The sequence below is a fragment of the Parvimonas sp. C2 genome, assembly GCF_035282405.1.
In the GTDB taxonomy this organism is placed as follows: domain Bacteria; phylum Bacillota; class Clostridia; order Tissierellales; family Peptoniphilaceae; genus Parvimonas.
In genome coordinates this window covers 372745-388310 of the sequence record NZ_JAYKBP010000001.1, presented here as the reverse complement: position 1 = coordinate 388310, position 15566 = coordinate 372745, and the positions used below count along the sequence as shown (strand labels likewise).

General features: G+C 28.6%; 18 protein-coding genes. 15 read left to right on the top strand and 3 right to left on the bottom strand.

The features are described from left to right. Window positions 1-28 precede the first annotated feature (28 nt). Together VJI95_RS01855 and VJI95_RS01850 are read right to left on the bottom strand one after the other, a co-directional pair. Window positions 29-1717 (bottom strand): hypothetical protein, encoded by a 1689-nt coding sequence (locus VJI95_RS01855; protein WP_324010034.1) that lies wholly within the window; start codon window positions 1715-1717, stop codon window positions 29-31. After that, window positions 1710-2435, bottom strand: coding sequence for an ABC transporter ATP-binding protein (locus VJI95_RS01850; RefSeq protein ID WP_324010033.1), 726 nt, complete (start codon window positions 2433-2435; stop codon window positions 1710-1712). The genes VJI95_RS01855 and VJI95_RS01850 overlap by 8 nt, the downstream gene beginning before the upstream one ends. A 594-nt stretch (window positions 2436-3029) precedes the next feature. Here VJI95_RS01850 and VJI95_RS01845 point away from each other — a divergent pair. The 14 genes from VJI95_RS01845 (at window position 3030) to VJI95_RS01780 (ending at window position 13196) form a co-directional block, all read left to right on the top strand. Continuing rightward, a complete protein-coding gene (locus VJI95_RS01845) occupies window positions 3030-3731 on the top strand; it encodes a prepilin peptidase (protein ID WP_323998727.1) in 702 nt (233 codons plus the stop codon). After that, window positions 3698-3898 carry a Flp family type IVb pilin gene (locus VJI95_RS01840; protein WP_323998726.1) on the top strand — a complete coding sequence of 67 codons (201 nt, stop codon included), beginning with the start codon at window positions 3698-3700 and terminating at the stop codon, window positions 3896-3898. The genes VJI95_RS01845 and VJI95_RS01840 overlap by 34 nt, the downstream gene beginning before the upstream one ends. 88 nt (window positions 3899-3986) lie before the next feature. Continuing rightward, the gene (locus tag VJI95_RS01835; protein ID WP_323998724.1) at window positions 3987-4157 is read left to right on the top strand and encodes a Flp family type IVb pilin; all 171 of its coding nucleotides are present in this window, start codon (window positions 3987-3989) and stop codon (window positions 4155-4157) included. A gap of 72 nt (window positions 4158-4229) precedes the next feature. Then, entirely contained in the window at window positions 4230-4394 is a 165-nt protein-coding gene (locus VJI95_RS01830) for a Flp family type IVb pilin (protein ID WP_323998722.1), read from the top strand. Window positions 4395-4536: 142 nt separating this feature from the next. Then, window positions 4537-5121 carry a TadE/TadG family type IV pilus assembly protein gene (locus VJI95_RS01825; protein WP_323998719.1) on the top strand — a complete coding sequence of 195 codons (585 nt, stop codon included), beginning with the start codon at window positions 4537-4539 and terminating at the stop codon, window positions 5119-5121. Beyond that, on the top strand, window positions 5118-5627 hold the full coding sequence (locus tag VJI95_RS01820) for a TadE/TadG family type IV pilus assembly protein (RefSeq protein ID WP_324010032.1): 510 nt from the start codon (window positions 5118-5120) through the stop codon (window positions 5625-5627). The genes VJI95_RS01825 and VJI95_RS01820 overlap by 4 nt, the downstream gene beginning before the upstream one ends. Window positions 5628-5641: 14 nt before the next feature. Further along, on the top strand, window positions 5642-6181 hold the full coding sequence (locus VJI95_RS01815; protein WP_323998716.1) for a hypothetical protein: 540 nt from the start codon (window positions 5642-5644) through the stop codon (window positions 6179-6181). A 50-nt stretch (window positions 6182-6231) separates the two neighbouring features. Further along, window positions 6232-7035: a Flp pilus assembly protein CpaB gene (gene cpaB / locus VJI95_RS01810; RefSeq protein ID WP_323998715.1), complete on the top strand. Its 804-nt coding sequence runs from the start codon at window positions 6232-6234 to the stop codon at window positions 7033-7035. Window positions 7036-7044: 9 nt separating this feature from the next. Then, on the top strand, window positions 7045-8247 hold the full coding sequence (locus VJI95_RS01805) for an AAA family ATPase (protein ID WP_323998714.1): 1203 nt from the start codon (window positions 7045-7047) through the stop codon (window positions 8245-8247). Then, the gene (locus VJI95_RS01800) at window positions 8247-9599 is read left to right on the top strand and encodes a CpaF family protein (protein WP_323998713.1); all 1353 of its coding nucleotides are present in this window, start codon (window positions 8247-8249) and stop codon (window positions 9597-9599) included. The genes VJI95_RS01805 and VJI95_RS01800 overlap by 1 nt, the downstream gene beginning before the upstream one ends. 8 nt (window positions 9600-9607) lie before the next feature. Beyond that, complete coding sequence (locus tag VJI95_RS01795; protein ID WP_323998712.1) at window positions 9608-10555, top strand: type II secretion system F family protein; 948 nt, start codon at window positions 9608-9610, stop codon at window positions 10553-10555. 8 nt (window positions 10556-10563) lie between these two features. Beyond that, window positions 10564-11505 (top strand): type II secretion system F family protein, encoded by a 942-nt coding sequence (locus VJI95_RS01790; protein ID WP_323998711.1) that lies wholly within the window; start codon window positions 10564-10566, stop codon window positions 11503-11505. After that, a complete protein-coding gene (locus VJI95_RS01785; protein WP_323998710.1) occupies window positions 11502-11840 on the top strand; it encodes a DUF192 domain-containing protein in 339 nt (112 codons plus the stop codon). The genes VJI95_RS01790 and VJI95_RS01785 overlap by 4 nt, the downstream gene beginning before the upstream one ends. A gap of 21 nt (window positions 11841-11861) precedes the next feature. Beyond that, window positions 11862-13196: a hypothetical protein gene (locus VJI95_RS01780; protein ID WP_323998709.1), complete on the top strand. Its 1335-nt coding sequence runs from the start codon at window positions 11862-11864 to the stop codon at window positions 13194-13196. A 190-nt stretch (window positions 13197-13386) separates the two neighbouring features. On the opposite strand, the gene VJI95_RS01775 is transcribed toward VJI95_RS01780, so the two are convergent. Next, window positions 13387-14025 carry a superoxide dismutase gene (locus tag VJI95_RS01775; RefSeq protein ID WP_323998708.1) on the bottom strand — a complete coding sequence of 213 codons (639 nt, stop codon included), beginning with the start codon at window positions 14023-14025 and terminating at the stop codon, window positions 13387-13389. A gap of 179 nt (window positions 14026-14204) precedes the next feature. On the opposite strand from VJI95_RS01775, the gene trkA reads away from it, so the two are divergent. Beyond that, on the top strand, window positions 14205-15560 hold the full coding sequence (gene trkA, locus VJI95_RS01770; protein WP_323998707.1) for a Trk system potassium transporter TrkA: 1356 nt from the start codon (window positions 14205-14207) through the stop codon (window positions 15558-15560). Window positions 15561-15566: the final 6 nt, after the last annotated feature.

The following is a 15566-nucleotide window of genomic DNA, read 5'->3' as shown; positions in this document are numbered from 1 at the left end:
GAAATCTCTTTTTGAAATAACTAAGGTTCTATAATCTCCTTAATAATTTTTGGTATAATTTATAGTTTATTACATACGAAATTATTCCAATTAAAAGAATAATTAATATATCTACCAATAATACAATTGGTATTCTTATATTATTCTTTTTACCAAAATAGAAAATTGTTCCAAGGAAAACATATATACCATAGTTTATAAGAATAGAAACAAAACTTATTCCTGAACCACTATTTAAAGCTTCTTTTGGAGTTTTCCAATCAAAATTAGGATTAACAAGCCCAAGTATCATATTTAACGATCCACTTGTAAATAAAGTTATAGAAGCACCAAGTATTAATGCTATATAAACTAAAGGATCAAATATATGAACAATAAGTGATAAAAGTATAATTATCATCAAAAATATAAAATATAAAAATTGACAAGCAAATATTCTTGCCAAAACTTGAGTATGGACTTTTATTGGTGCTGAAGCAACAATCCAAAAGGCTTTTCCATCCCTTGAAACAGAACTAGTAGTTAAAGATGTAAAACCTAAAACAATACCTAAGATGGCTCCAGTCGTAAAAGCATAAACCAACAACTCAAATGAAGTTGTTGAGGTAATAACCCAATAAAACGCACTCTCTACCATATCTTTTGCCTTAAAGAAAATAATACCAAAAGCCACAATAAGCATTACATTTTGAACTATTAATTGTAATACATATGTTGGTGTTGTTAATATTTCGATAAATTCTCTTTTGAATAATACCATAAATTTACTTTGTTTAGAGTATGCAAGGCCACGGCTTTTTCTTTTTTCTATTACAGAAGAGTCTTCTTGTGATGCAACATTTGAACTTCTTAAAATTTCAAGATAGTTTCTATTAGCCAGAATTCTAAATATTAGTACTATTAAAATCGTAGAAACAACTCCGATTAGAAGACTCATCAAAATTGTTTGATAATCTTTAAAAATAATAATATCTTTAGGCCATACCGCAAAGAAAAATATCTTTGAAAGTATTTCATTAACATTGCTCATGACAGAAGTTACTTCTGCTCCTAATTTAGGAGATGAAAAACTTTGTGTAATTATCATATATAAAGAAAACCCTAGAATCATAAATAGGGTATATATAGCTTTTGCAAATTTATTGAAAAATTTACTTTTTCTAATAAGTTTACCGAATATCAGAACTATAATTCCTGAAAGTACTATTGATTCAATATTGAATAAAATCATAGAAATAGTTATAAAGATGTAATAATCAAATCCTCTACTTAAATTATAACCTAGTGAATAAAGTACTGCTAAAATTATAGTCTGTAATGATATAAAAAACACTATAGTCAATGCATAAATTCTAGCACTAATAATATCTTTTCCAGAAATTGGTAGAGATAACAAGAACTCACTCTCTTCAGTTTTTTCTATAAAAGAAAAAGCAGATGAAAGGGCAATGAATAATGTTACTACAAATATCATTGAAAAAATAGTTGTAAATAGGGGAATAGTGTGAGTATTAAGTATAAAACTGCTAATATTTTTTCCCAACACAGGCGCAACAAATATTATTAGAATAAAAGTTGTTAAAAGCCCAATGATTCCTTGAAATGCTGCTGATTTCTTTCCTTTTTTTGATAGTAAGTTTTGTTTTATTGACAAAATTGCAAAAAAATCAATAGAAACAAAATATTTTGTTAAAATCCAGAGTTTTGAATTATTCATTATCAGTTAACTCCAAGAATATTTTTTCAAGATCTTCATTTGCTTCATTTTGTTCCTTAAGATCTTGTAGATTTCCACAATATGCAATTTTACCTTTGTTAATGATACCAACTTTATCACAAATTTTTTCAGCTACCTCCATAATGTGAGTTGAAAAAATTACAGTTTTTCCACTATCTGCAAATTTCCTTAAAATATTTTTTAAGTTAAAAGAAGTCTTTACATCAAGTCCAACCATCGGTTCATCTAAAATTAGAACTTCAGGATCAATTATTAATGCACCTATTAAAACTAATTTTTGACGCATACCATGTGAATAACTTTCTATGGTGTTATAAATCGCATCTCCTAATTCTAATTCTTTATTATATTCTTCAATTCTTTTTGTTCTAAGATTTTTATCAACACCATAAATATCACAGATAAAGTTTAGATATTTAATTCCGGTCATTTTGGTATAAATATCTGGATTATCTGGAACATAACTTATAATCTTTTTTACTTCCATAGGGTTTTTTAGGGTATCCAATCCATTTACTGTTATAGTTCCTTCTGTTTGCTCTAAAATTCCTACAAGCATTTTTAAACTTGTGCTCTTTCCAGCTCCATTTGGACCTAAAAAACCAAAAATTTCACCTTCATTAATTGTAAAGTTTACATTGTTAACGGCTTTGATTCCTTTGGAAAAAATTTTTGATACATTTTTAAATTCTATCATGTAAAAAATCTCCTTTCTTACTATTTATAATTATTATAATAAAAAATATTTTAAAATACAAGTAAAATTAAAGCCATTTTTAACATAAGTAAAATTAATCGTTCTTATATAAAATCAATTAACAAAACATTGAAAAATACTAATGATATATAAAAATAATAAATAAAATAAAATTTAATAATAAAAAAATTTAAAAAAATACGTTTAATATGGTTTATAATGGTTATAATACTAGAGGTAAAATTTAAAAGATGAGAAATAATATATCAAATTTTTTAAGAAAGATGGTTTTTAGCATAAAATAAAAGAGAAAAGCGGTCAACTATGAAATCTCTTTAGAAAATTTTTGACCAAGTAATCTAATATTACACTTAACCATGTAAAAAAATCTTTCAAATTATGTAAAATTTATTGAATTTTATTTTTTATTATGATATAATACTATCTGATAAAGTATTATGAAAATATATCTGTAGTTTGTATTTTAATAATTCAATGAATTTTCGTTAATATTTTTGATATATTTTTTTGTGTGTAATAAAATGCATTTATAGATTTTAATTTGATTAATTTATATTTTTAAGGAGGCATATTTTGAATTATATCTATTTTACTATTTCTGTAATAGTAGGGGTGTTGTTTGCTTTTATTGTGCCAATAATTGTTGATGGTTTAATACAGTATAAACAGAAAAACGCTAGAGTTGAGTATGTTGATAGGAAGCCGTCTGTTTTATTTTGTAGACTGTATTCGGCGATTACGGGGATAGTATTTAGTTATCTAGCATTTGTGTATTTTCCAAAATGGAAAGTTATGTTTTTATTAGTTTTTTGTTTAATCGCATGTGTTGGGACATTTGTTGATAATAGAATAAGGATAATTTCAAACGAAATGGTTGTTCTTATGCTTTTAATAGCAATACCATATCGTATCATAGACGGAGGTCTTCCGTATTTACTTAATAGTGTATTGTCTATGATAGGTATATTTGTTTTTTTAGTTGGAACTTTTTTCCTTATTGGAAAGTTTATGACTAGGTTAGCACCTGGTGGTGCTGGTGATTTAAAACTAATGATGACATTGGGTTTTTTAGTCGGTTATCCAAATATGATAATTGCAGTGTTTTTTACCATGATTGTTATGTTGATATATATAATCTTTGGATTAATTACAAAAAGATTATTATTTAAATCTTACATTCCAATGGCAGGATTTATTATGTTGGGGATTTTAGTTGGATTTCTTAGTGGAGGTATGAATTTATGGGAATTAATTCCAAAAACTGGACTAATATAGAAAAGTTTGTTTTTGAAGAAGATGGACAAGGAATGGTAGAGTATGCTTTAATACTTGCGGTTGTGTTTTTAGTGGCATTACCTGCTGTTGTATTGGTTGGAAAAGCAATAACTTCTATATACGTAGAGAAAATTGCTCCTGTATTGTTTAGTGCATTCGGCATCTAATTATTATACATTGAGGTGTATGATTTGATGTACATATAATTATTTTTAATCAATATTATATGAAATTATTTGAGGGGAGGTGAAATAAATGAACAAATTTATGAATTGGTTTGCTAACGAAGAAAGTGGGCAAGGAATGGTAGAATATGGTTTAATTATCGCATTAGTTTCAATCGTAGTAATAGCAATTTTAACAACAGTTGGAACTAATTTGAAAGGTATATTCGACAAGATTGCTAAAGCTTTAAAAACTGCTTAGTTGATGAGTCCAATATAGTATCTAACAGATACTAGAAATTTAGTAAAAATAAATAAATGGGAGGTGAAAAATATGAGCAAATTTATGAATTGGTTCGCTAATGAAGAAAGTGGACAAGGAATGGTAGAATATGGTTTAATTATCGCATTAGTTTCAATCGTAGTAATAGCAATTTTAACAACAGTTGGAACTAATTTGAAAGCTATATTTACTAAAATAGCTGGTGCTTTAAAATAATTGATATTTTGAAAGCTTAAATGTTTGCTAATAGCAACCCTAGCCAATGGAAGTTTCATTAAGATGAAACTTCCCCAGCTTAGGGAATTAAAGGTTATTAAATATGGATTATAGAGTAGTATATTCGTGAGACATGTTTTGTATGATTACTAAAACAAGTATGGTTTATATTTCTAAAATTTTGAAATTGTTAATTTTAGAAGAGTATCTTATAAAAATAGTAAAGGGGTGTTTAATGAGAAAGTATTTTAGAAAAAATTTAATAAAAAATGAAAATGGACAGGCTTTAGTCCAAATAGTTATACTTTTCATACCTGTTTTATTAGTTATATTAAGCATGATGGCGGATTTATGGAGAGTTTTTGACGCTAAGTTGTTGGTTCAATCAGCCGCTTCAGAATGTGCAATAAATATGGTTGAAAAATCCGATGATCCGGAAGGTGTTGAAAAATATGTAAGGCATGTTATATACACAGAATATGGGAATAGACTTAAGGCTGATAAAGTCAAGTTTAAGATGACTCCAACGGGAACTGAGTATGAAGAAAAATATAAATATCATTCAAATTTAGAGCATGAAGGAATAGAAACATCAAATAAGTTTAGAGATATGAAAATAGAAGTTTCTTATGATGTGGATTTAGTTCTTCCGCTCACAAAGGAGATATTTGGAAGTAACACGGTGAATGTTAAGTCTAGTTTTATAACGAGGGTAAGTAAAAAATGAGAAATATTTTGAAAAAATTTGTAAAAGCTGAAAGAGGACAGGCTATGGTTGAATTTGCCGTTGTCACTTTTTTTATATTTTTACCATTATCTCTTATGATAATGGATATAGGTTGGATGGCATATAATTACATTTCTTTTGACTATAATTACCGTGTAACATCATGGGAATTTAGAGTTGATGATCCTGATATAGATCGTGATCGTACTATTAGCGGTGGTGAGGCAAATAAGCTATTACTTAATGAATTTTCTAAGAAGAGTATTGCATTGAATCTTTCTAAAATCAGTATTAGTGATGCAACTATAAAGTTAACAACTCAAAGAAGAGATAAAAAATACCCAGATGGAGGAAAATCAGTTGAAAGAAGAAGATATATGAATATCACAGGAAATATAACATATAAATTTGAACCTCTTACTCCGATTGGAAAGACTTTTTTTGGGAAAGAGCATAATATTACAAAAAAGCTCGATAAGTTAAGAATAATGGAAGTTAAGAGTTAGAATAGGAGGTTATAATGCTAAGAAATAAGTTATCTAAATTCAAAAATGAGGAAAGAGGAGATATCTTAGTTTTAACCGCTGCAATGTTTACTGTTTTTATGCTGTTCTTGTCTGTTGCGACAGATTTGGCTATGGCATATAACAAAAGAGCTAAAATGTATGAAATTGGTCATGTTATGAGACAAACTAGATTTACTAAGGATCAAGATACTTTATCCCGCTTTATGAATGTTGAAGAACCAGGTAAGGAATATGCCAAAGGGTTTAATGAATATGCTAGAAAAAATGGATTTAAAGGGAAGATTACAGTTACCTATAATGAAACCCATCCACAAGCATTTGGGTATTCTAAAAGACAGTTTACGATTGATATGAAACTTGAGGATGTTTATGAAACTATGATACTTAGGGTTGTTAATATAAATGAACTTCCAATAACTGTAGTTATTCGTGGATCTGGGCATAAGTGGCATGGAGGAAAGAGTAAAATTTGGTATCCTAAAGACAATCCAAACTTTACTCATTATGAAACGACTTTTCCAGCGATTAAATAAGATATAAAAATTTAAAATAAAAAAATAATTTGAAAAAAGGAAGGTTAAAAATGAAAAAAATTAGAATAGTTGCTTTAGTTTCTGCACTTGCAGTTATGGTTTTTTTAGGAATTTATTTATCTGGAATATCTGGTTCTAGAGGGAGAAGTAAAGGTAGTGTTGAGGTTGTAGTTGCAAATGAAGATATACCAGCAAACTCAATAATTAAAGAGTCACAATTAAAGAAAATTTATGTTTCTAAAGATTCTGTGCCTGAAAACTCAATATCAAATCCAGATGAGATTGTTGGGAAAATGTCAAAATCTGCAATTTATAAGGATGAAGTAGTTATTAAAGAACGTATTATTGAAAAAGCAGAAGGAAATTCTTCACCTTATGGATTAGCTTATGTAGTGTCCGTTGGGAAAAGAGCTATGAGTATTGAAGTAACACTACCACAAGGAGTATCTAATTCATTAAAAGTAGGAAACTATATTGATGTTTATTATTCTGGAAGTGTTAAATATACTGTAATTAACTCTGGAAAAGGAAGTAATGATAATAAAGAAAAACAAAAAGAAGAGCTTACTAAAGAATTTTCAAAACTTCTTTTACAAGATGTTAAGGTTATAGGTCTTGAGTCTAATATAGAACAAAAAGATAGTGAAAAAGGATCAAATTATAAGACTGTTACTCTAGAACTTTCACCACAAGATTTTGCAAAATTAGTTTTTGCAATTAATAATGGAACTGTTTGGTTAGGCTTAAGAGCTGAGGGAGATCATGAAATCGTAAAAACAGAGGATGTATTGATAGATGACCTTGTTGATAAGTCTAAGTTATTAAAAGTATTAAAAGAAGAATTTGAACGTTAGGGAGGAATTATGGCTATTAGGGTATTGTTACTTGGAGAGTCTTGGGATGAACTCGAAAAGATTGAAGGTAAAATTACAGACAATGATTTTTCAATTGTCGGAGCTTCTGCAGAATTAGGAAGTGCATCAGATGAAGTTGTAGAACATGAACCGGATGTAGTGGTAATGTCTTGTTCAGATTTAAGCTGGGTTTTTAGGGCATGTCAACAAATTTATTTGCTTCATCCTAATGTTGTTACTGTTATGGTATCTGATGAAAAATCATATGAAATTGCTAAAAAGGCAATAGATTCAGGAGCTACTGCATATATTTCTCCAATTCCTGATTCTTCTGAATTTTGTGACAGATTGAAAAAAATATATTTCAATGAGAAGTCAAGAGTTTCAATGTTAATTGAAAATTCAGGTGTGCAAAGAAAAGCAGAAGTTATTACTGTTTTTGGTACAAAAGGTGGAGTTGGAAAAACAACTTTAGCCGTTAATTTAGCTGTTGAGCTTTCTAGAAAAAAAGCAAAAGTTGCTATTTTAGATTTAGATTTATTATTTGGAGATGCTCATATGTTCTTGGGCTTAGATGTTAAAGAAACAGTTGTTGAATTGTTACAAGAGAGAAAAGTTCCAACAATTGATAGTGTAAGAAATTATTTTTTGGTACATTCTTCAGGTGTTCAATTGCTATGTGCACCAATCAGTCCAGAATATGCTGAAAATGTTACAGCTTCTCAAGTTGAGCCTCTTTTAAATGTATTAAGACCTCATTATGATTATATAATAATTGATACAAACGCTGATTTTTCAGAATTAAATCTTTTATTACTTGAAGAAGCAAGTACTATACTTTATGTAACAGGACTTGATATATCACTTTTGAATAACTCAAAGAAAGGATTATTACTTTTGGATTCACTTAATTTAAGTGGAAAAATCAAAATAGTTGTAAGTAAATCTTTCAAAGGAGATATCTCTAAGGGAGATGTTGAAAAGATAATGGGTAAACCTGTTTTTGCTACAATTTCGAATGACTATATTGAATGTGTTAAGTCTTTAAATCAAGGGGTTCCAATTGTTCAAGGAAGTAAGAGCCCTATTGCTAAAGATATTGTTACTATTGCAGGTGCTTTTAGAAAACATGATTCAGAATCTGGAAATGATGAACAAGATGAGCCTCGTAAATTTTCTTTTGATTTCTTAAAATTGGGAGGTAGAAAGTAATGGCAAGTAATCTACTTAAAAGATTAGAGCAAGCTAAATCAATAAAAGCGTCTAGTTATAATTTGAAAAAAACAGATGATGACGATGACAAGACTGTCTATTATGATGAGTATGCCACTTTTAAAAATAGAGTTCACAAAGAAATTCTTGACCAAATTAATTTTGGAAATATTGTAGATGTTAAGGATAAGGAAGAAATTCATAATTTAATAAAAAACATTGTGGATGAATATGGAGCTGAAATTTCTCGTCCTATCAAAAATAGATTAATTTCAGAAATACAAGATGAAACTTTAGGTCTAGGACCTTTAGAAACATTACTTAAAGATGAAACTATAACAGAAATTATGGTAAATGGTCCTTCTCAAGTATATATAGAAAGAAATGGTAAGATTGAACTTTCTTCCATCCAATTTAGAGACAACAACCATGTTCTGAACATAATAGATAGAATTATTTCTCCTCTTGGAAGAAGATGTGATGAAAGTTCACCAATGGTTGATGCCAGACTGGCAGACGGATCTCGTGTTAATGCTATTATTCCACCAATTTCTCTTGTCGGTCCTTCAATAACTATAAGAAAGTTTTCAAAAAGGCCTCTTGAGATTGGTGATTTGATAAAAAATAATTCAATTTCTTACCAAATGTCTTCTTTCTTGGAAGCATGTGTTAAGGGGAAAGCAAATATAGTTGTATTCGGAGGGACTGGTAGTGGTAAAACCACTCTTCTAAATACGCTTTCAGGTTTTATTCCTGAAAATGAACGTATTGTTACAATCGAAGATGCTGCGGAACTTCAATTGAAACAGCCTCACACTATAACCCTAGAAAGTAGACCTGCGAATATTGAAGGTACTGGAGCTATTACAATAAGAGATTTGGTTAAAAACTCTCTACGTATGAGACCTGATAGAATTGTTGTAGGGGAAGTTCGTTCTGGAGAAGCATTAGACATGCTTCAAGCAATGAATACAGGACATGATGGTTCTTTAACTACTGCCCATGCTAATACTACCAGAGATTTACTTGCACGTCTTGAAACTATGGTTCTTATGGCAGGAATGGGCTTGCCTTCTCATGCTATTCGTGAACAAATAGCTTCAGCTTTTAATATTATTGTTCATCAAGCTAGACTTAGAGATGGTAGCAGAAAGGTAGTTGCTATTTCTGAAATTCTTGGAATGGAATCTGATACAATAGTTTTACAAGAGATATTCCGTTTCAAACAAGAAGGTTTTGATAGTACTGGAAATATTAGAGGAAACTTTGTTCCTACTGGTGTAAGACCAAAGATATTGCAAAGAATTACTGATGAAGGTGTCATGATTAACGATAATTGGTTTAATGCATAGGAGGGTTTATGGGTTTAATTATTAAATTATTACTGATTGGAGCTATAGGCACAATTGTGTATTATCTAGTATTTACAATATTGAGTGGAGATTTGCTTGCTTCATCAAGAGTAAATAGAAGAGTTAAGCATTTAACTAAAATGAATGAAATAAATGGTGCTAATGTAAACAAAAATTCACAGCATGGTTCTTCAGTTTTCTCTTTTATAGTTGTTTCTGATAAATTTAAGAGAAATCTTATGACTTCTGGGATTAAGTTAAAAGCAGAAGAATATGTTGTATTTTGGATTGTTGTTACATTATTACCTATGATGTTGTATTCTCTTATTAAAGGATTTAGTTTCATGTCATTAATTATAGCAGGGATTTGTTTTTTTTCAGTACCCGCTTGGGTTAAAACCGCTAGAAAGAAGAGAATGCAGAAATTTAATTATCAACTAAATGATGCACTTTTAATAATTAGTAATTCATTAAGAAGTGGTTTTACATTTAGACATGCTGTTGCAAGAGTAGCAGAAGATTTACCAGATCCTATTTCTGAAGAACTAAGAAGAGTAATTAGAGAGGTAAATTATGGAGCTAATATTGAGGATTCATTGAGAGCTTTAGCTGAAAAAATGCAAAGTAAAGAACTTGCTATGATAAATTCAGCTGTTGCAATTCAACAAAGATCAGGAGGAAACTTAGCAGAGATAATTGATAAAGTAAGCGAAACAATATCTGATAGAATTGAAATGAAAGGAAAAATAAGAGCCCTTACTGCTCAAGGAAGAATGGGTGGAATTATTATAGCATTAATACCAGTGGTAATTGGACTTGCAGTATCTGTAATTAATCCTGGATATATGAAGATATTTTTTGAGTCACCAATTGGGATATTCTTTTTAATTTTATCAATTATATGGGAATTGATAGGCTTTTTAGTTATTAGTAAAATAGTAGATGTTAAGTATTAGGTGATATTATGGTATATATAATTGTTTTATTGTCAGGACTTTGTGTATATTCAAGTATTTTGTTACTCTTAGGAGAAAAAGCAAGTAGAGTTGAGAATATAAGAAAGAGGATAAATAAAGCTGGAAAAGAAAATAGAATAAAAACGGATGATTTTTATGAAAATGTTCCATTTGCAGAGAGAGTTATAAAACCGATTGTAGACTTTTTTATAAAAGCTGTTTCTGATATGTTTCCAAGTAGTAAAGAGGTTGAAGATGAAACTTACCAAACGACTTTACTTCAAGCGGGAATTAGAATGAAAGCTAGAGATTATTATATCTTAAAACTTTTAGTTGTAGTTCTTTTTGCTATAATCGGTGGATTTTATTCTAAAGTAGTAGGACTTAGAGGATTATTTGGCTTTTTATTTGGTGGCATCTTTGGTGCTATTATTGGTTATCTTTTTATGACTTACTTGTTAAGAAGAAGAATAAGAATAAGAAAAGAGAATATGGAAAGACAATTTCCTGAGTTTTTAGATTTACTTTCCGTATGTATAGAAGCAGGATTAGGTTTTGATCAAGCTATACAATATGTAGTTGGAGAATATAAATCTGAATTATCAGATGAGTTTAGAATTGTAATGAGAGATATTTCTTTAGGGAGTACTAGAAAGCAAGCTCTATTAAAATTACAAGAGAGATGTTTAGTTGAACAAGTTAAGACTTTTAATGCTGCAATTATTCAAGCCGATGAAATGGGTATTTCTCTAAAGAAGATACTTTCAGCACAGTCTTATAATGCTAGACAAGCTAGAAAAAGAAAAGTTGAAGAAGAAATTCAAAGACTACCTATAAAGATATTATTTCCAATGTTAATCTTTATATTCCCGGTAATCTTTATTGTTCTTTTATTACCTGCTGGACTTTCAATAATTAAATCTCTTACATCAACGGGGTTATTTTCATGATAATTACTATAGTAAGAGATAATGAAGCTGTTTTAAAAGGTCCTTTACATCTTGCAGATTCTTTTTTTGCTAGATTTAAAGGACTTATGCTGAAAAAAAGCATAGGTGAAGAAGAAGGGATATTTTTTACAAATGTTAATAGAATACACACTTCTTTTATGAGATTTCCTATAGATGTTGTTTACTTTGACGAAGAATATAAAGTTTTACATATTGAAACTGTGAAACCTTGGAAACTAGGATCTAAAGTTAAAGGAGCAAAACATGTTCTTGAGCTTAATGTTGGAATAGGAAGTAAATTTAAATTAGATGAATATGTAAGTATTAATAGATAAAGTAAAGGAGGAATATTTGATATGGATAATAAAGATAATATTGAAAATGGTGAAAACAACGAAAATGTTGAAAGTAAAGATAACTTTGAAGGTAATGATGCAAGTGATTCTTCTGAAAAAAAAGATACTATCAGTAGAATCAGAAATAGAAGTATAGAAGATTTTTTAGAAACTAAATTAAAGACAGTATATCTTACAAAGGGTTATTCAAAATCTAGTGTTAAAGAATATGTTAATAATTTATTAAAAGAAATAGAATATCAAAAAGAAAATTTTAAAGATAGAATTAAAGAAGTTTTAGATGAAAAAGAAAAGATTTTAAATGAAAAAAACTTGTTATCAGATCAATTATTGGAAACTTCAGATTCCTTAGCTAAATATGAAAAAGAGGGAAGTAAAATTTCTGAATATCAAGATTTAATAGATAGATTAAATAAAGAATTAGAAATTGTTAAATCTGAAAATGAAAAATTCAAACTTGCAAGTAATGATGATGATAGAGTAAAGATATTGGAAGATAGTATTGAAATTCTTGAATCTGAAATTGCTGAATTGAGAAGCAACAATAGCGAGATTACACATACTGTATCAGATTTAAATACAAAATTGGAAGATGCTAATGGTTGTATTGAGTCTTTAAATTCTGAATTAGAAAGCGAAAAGCAAAAATTACAAGAAGCTAATGATTTGATAAACAATGAATTAGCTGAAAAAATTTCTGGATTGGAAAATCACAATAGAGAACTTGAAGAAGATAATAAAAAGCTTTCAGGAGAATTAGAAGAAATAACTGCGGAATTAGTTTTACTACAAGAAGCAGATGAATTCAACGGAGAGCTTGCTGCTAAAAACTTTGAACTTCAAAAACTATTGGACGATTTAAAATCTCAATATGTTGAATTTGATAAGGTAAAAGTACACAATCAAGAACTTGCTGAAGAAAATTTAGAGTTAAATAAGACTGTTAATGAACTTTCTGTTATTGAAAAAGAACAAGAAATTAAAATAATTGATTTGGAAAGTCAATTAAGTGACCAAAAAGTTAAATATTATGACGATTTGAAGAAACTTTCTGAAAAATTTGAATCTGAAAGATTATATTATGAAAAACTTGTTAATGATTGTAAGTTAGAATTAGAAGAAAAGGTTAAAGAAAATCAAGACCTAATTAATGAAAAAGAAGATTTACAATTGAGACTTTCAGCGTTCTTAAGATACTTGGATGAGTTATGTGAAAAGGTTAGTGGTATTAACTATATAAAATCTAATAGTGAAAATAATATTGAAAAAGTTGAAAATATTGAAGAAACTAAAGATGTCAATAGTGAAGATTTTACTGCTAATGATAATGAATAATTACATTATATAAGTATAATTAGGAAATATTTTCAGTAATTAAGTCTGGGGAGAAATTTTATAAAATTCTCCCTGTTTTTATATTTTTAGAATAATTAGATAGTTATTAAAATTTACACCTATTTTTAGGTGTTTTTTATTGTAAAAAAGAAGTGACCTTTAATCACTTCTAAAACTTATTTTTATTTAATTAGCATCCACAACTACAAGAACATTCGTTATGGTTTCTATTTTTATATCTTTTTTCTACAACATCCCAGTTTACAACTTTCCACCATTCTTTTAGGTATTCAGCTCTTTTATTTTGATATTTTAAATAATAAGCATGTTCCCAAACATCATTTCCTAAAAGGATAATTTTTCCACATGAAATAGGGCAGTCTTGATTAGGTGTTGAAATCACTTCAATATTTCCTTCTTTATCACAAACAAGCCATACCCAACCTGAACCGAATTGTCCAGCACCTTTTTTGTTAAATTCTTCTTTGAAATTTTCAAAGTTTCCAAATTTTTCGTTAATTTTTTTAGCTACTTCTCCAACAGCTTCTTTTGATCCACCTGGAGTCATACTTTCCCAGAATAAATTGTGGTTGAAAACTCCACCTACATTATTTCTAATTCCGTTCTTCTTATCTTCTGGAGCATGTTCTAAATGTGTTAGAATTTCTTCTAATGAAGCTTCTTCAAATACTGTATCTTTAATTAAGTTATTTAAGTTATTTACATAAGCTTGATGATGTTTGCTATGATGAATTTCCATAGTTTCTTTGTCTATTACAGGTTCTAACGCATCATAAGCATAATTTAATTTTACTAATTCAAATGACATTTCATTCCTCCTAAAATTTTAAAATATTTAAAAACTTATTTGTTTTTCAAGTCTATTTTACCCATAGGAATATCTTTAAAACTTTAATAATGAATATCAATAAAATGACGATTTATATAAAATATTTTTTTCTATTGAAGTTTTTTAAAAATATGATATACTATGAATTGGAGGTATTTATGAAAATTATAATAGTTGGAGCTGGTAAGGTTGGAGAGTATTTATTTACTGATTTGAATACAGAAGACAATGATATTATTTTAATAGAAAAAAGACAAGAAATACTAAATGAAATGTTATCTAAATATGATATTATGGGAATTTCTGGAAGTGGAACGAACTATGATGTTTTAGAAGAGGCAGGAGTTGCAGATAGCGATGTATTTATTTCTGTAACAGAGAGTGATGAAATAAATATTATATCTTGTATCTTTGCAAAGAATATGGGAGCAAAGTATACTATTGCACGTGTTAGAAATCCAGAATATTCTTCTAAGTCTGGTTTTGTCAAGGAAGTACTGGGAATTGATTTAGTAATTAATCCTGAATTTGTCGCTGCAAGAGAAATTTCTAGAGGTTTAAAGTATCCATTTGCACATTCAGTTGAAACATTTGCAGATGGACGAGTGAAGCTTATAGGAATTTCTGTTGGGAAGGACAGTCCATTGAAAGACACCAAAATTTCGGATTTGCAACAAAAATTTAATATAAAAGTTTTAATTGGAATTGTTGAAAGAAAAGACGAAATTTTTATTCCATCGGGGGATTTTATCATTAGAGAAAATGATAAAATTTATTTCACAGGAACTGATGAATTTGCATATAAATTTTACAATATATTAGAAGGTGGAAACAAAAAGATAGAATCTGTTTTTATAATAGGCGGTAGTAGAATTTCTTATTATTTAATTTCAAACTTAATTCGTGAAAATATTAAAATTAAGCTGGTTGAAGTTAATAGAGATTTAGCAACTTCATTTAGCGAAAAATTTCCATCAAAGGTTAAAGTTATTTGTGCAGATGGTTCAGACTCTGATGTTTTAGATGAAGAAGGGTTGACAAATTATGATGCTTGTGTAGCGTTAACGGGTATTGATGAAGAAAATATTATGTTAGGAATGTTTGCTGAAAAGCTTAATGTAAAAAAAGCTGTTGCGAAAGTTAGTAGAATTTCTCTTTTAAATATAATTCCATCTACTGAAAGATTTTCATTTGTTACACCAAAAAGATTAGTTTCTGATATAATAATTAGTGTAGTAAGGTCAATTATTAATAGTGAGGGATCAAATATAGAGACTTTGCATAGATTATCAAATAATGCTGAGGCGGTTGAGATAAAAGTAAATAAAAAATCTAAAGTCCTAGACATCCCACTAAAAGAGTTGAAAATAAAAGATAATGTACTTATAGCATATATAATTAGAGATAATAAGCTGATTTTTCCAACAGGAGAAGATTTTATAAGGGTAAATGATACTGTAATAGTGATTTCAAAGGCAAATTTGATACAAAATATAGATTGTATTTTGGTATAGGTGTAT

Excerpts from the sequence above, each read along its gene's own strand:
- VJI95_RS01855 (WP_324010034.1), bottom strand. The coding sequence starts at position 1,717 with ATGAATAATTCAAAACTCTGGATTTTAACAAAATATTTTGTTTCTATT.
- VJI95_RS01850 (WP_324010033.1), bottom strand. The coding sequence starts at position 2,435 with ATGATAGAATTTAAAAATGTATCAAAAATTTTTTCCAAAGGAATCAAA.
- VJI95_RS01840 (WP_323998726.1), top strand. The coding sequence starts at position 3,698 with ATGGGAATTAATTCCAAAAACTGGACTAATATAGAAAAGTTTGTTTTT.
- VJI95_RS01835 (WP_323998724.1), top strand. The coding sequence starts at position 3,987 with ATGAACAAATTTATGAATTGGTTTGCTAACGAAGAAAGTGGGCAAGGA.
- VJI95_RS01830 (WP_323998722.1), top strand. The coding sequence starts at position 4,230 with ATGAGCAAATTTATGAATTGGTTCGCTAATGAAGAAAGTGGACAAGGA.
- VJI95_RS01825 (WP_323998719.1), top strand. The coding sequence starts at position 4,537 with ATGATTACTAAAACAAGTATGGTTTATATTTCTAAAATTTTGAAATTG.
- VJI95_RS01820 (WP_324010032.1), top strand. The coding sequence starts at position 5,118 with ATGAGAAATATTTTGAAAAAATTTGTAAAAGCTGAAAGAGGACAGGCT.
- VJI95_RS01815 (WP_323998716.1), top strand. The coding sequence starts at position 5,642 with ATGCTAAGAAATAAGTTATCTAAATTCAAAAATGAGGAAAGAGGAGAT.
- cpaB (WP_323998715.1), top strand. The coding sequence starts at position 6,232 with ATGAAAAAAATTAGAATAGTTGCTTTAGTTTCTGCACTTGCAGTTATG.
- VJI95_RS01805 (WP_323998714.1), top strand. The coding sequence starts at position 7,045 with ATGGCTATTAGGGTATTGTTACTTGGAGAGTCTTGGGATGAACTCGAA.
- VJI95_RS01800 (WP_323998713.1), top strand. The coding sequence starts at position 8,247 with ATGGCAAGTAATCTACTTAAAAGATTAGAGCAAGCTAAATCAATAAAA.
- VJI95_RS01795 (WP_323998712.1), top strand. The coding sequence starts at position 9,608 with ATGGGTTTAATTATTAAATTATTACTGATTGGAGCTATAGGCACAATT.
- VJI95_RS01790 (WP_323998711.1), top strand. The coding sequence starts at position 10,564 with ATGGTATATATAATTGTTTTATTGTCAGGACTTTGTGTATATTCAAGT.
- VJI95_RS01785 (WP_323998710.1), top strand. The coding sequence starts at position 11,502 with ATGATAATTACTATAGTAAGAGATAATGAAGCTGTTTTAAAAGGTCCT.
- VJI95_RS01780 (WP_323998709.1), top strand. The coding sequence starts at position 11,862 with ATGGATAATAAAGATAATATTGAAAATGGTGAAAACAACGAAAATGTT.
- VJI95_RS01775 (WP_323998708.1), bottom strand. The coding sequence starts at position 14,025 with ATGTCATTTGAATTAGTAAAATTAAATTATGCTTATGATGCGTTAGAA.
- trkA (WP_323998707.1), top strand. The coding sequence starts at position 14,205 with ATGAAAATTATAATAGTTGGAGCTGGTAAGGTTGGAGAGTATTTATTT.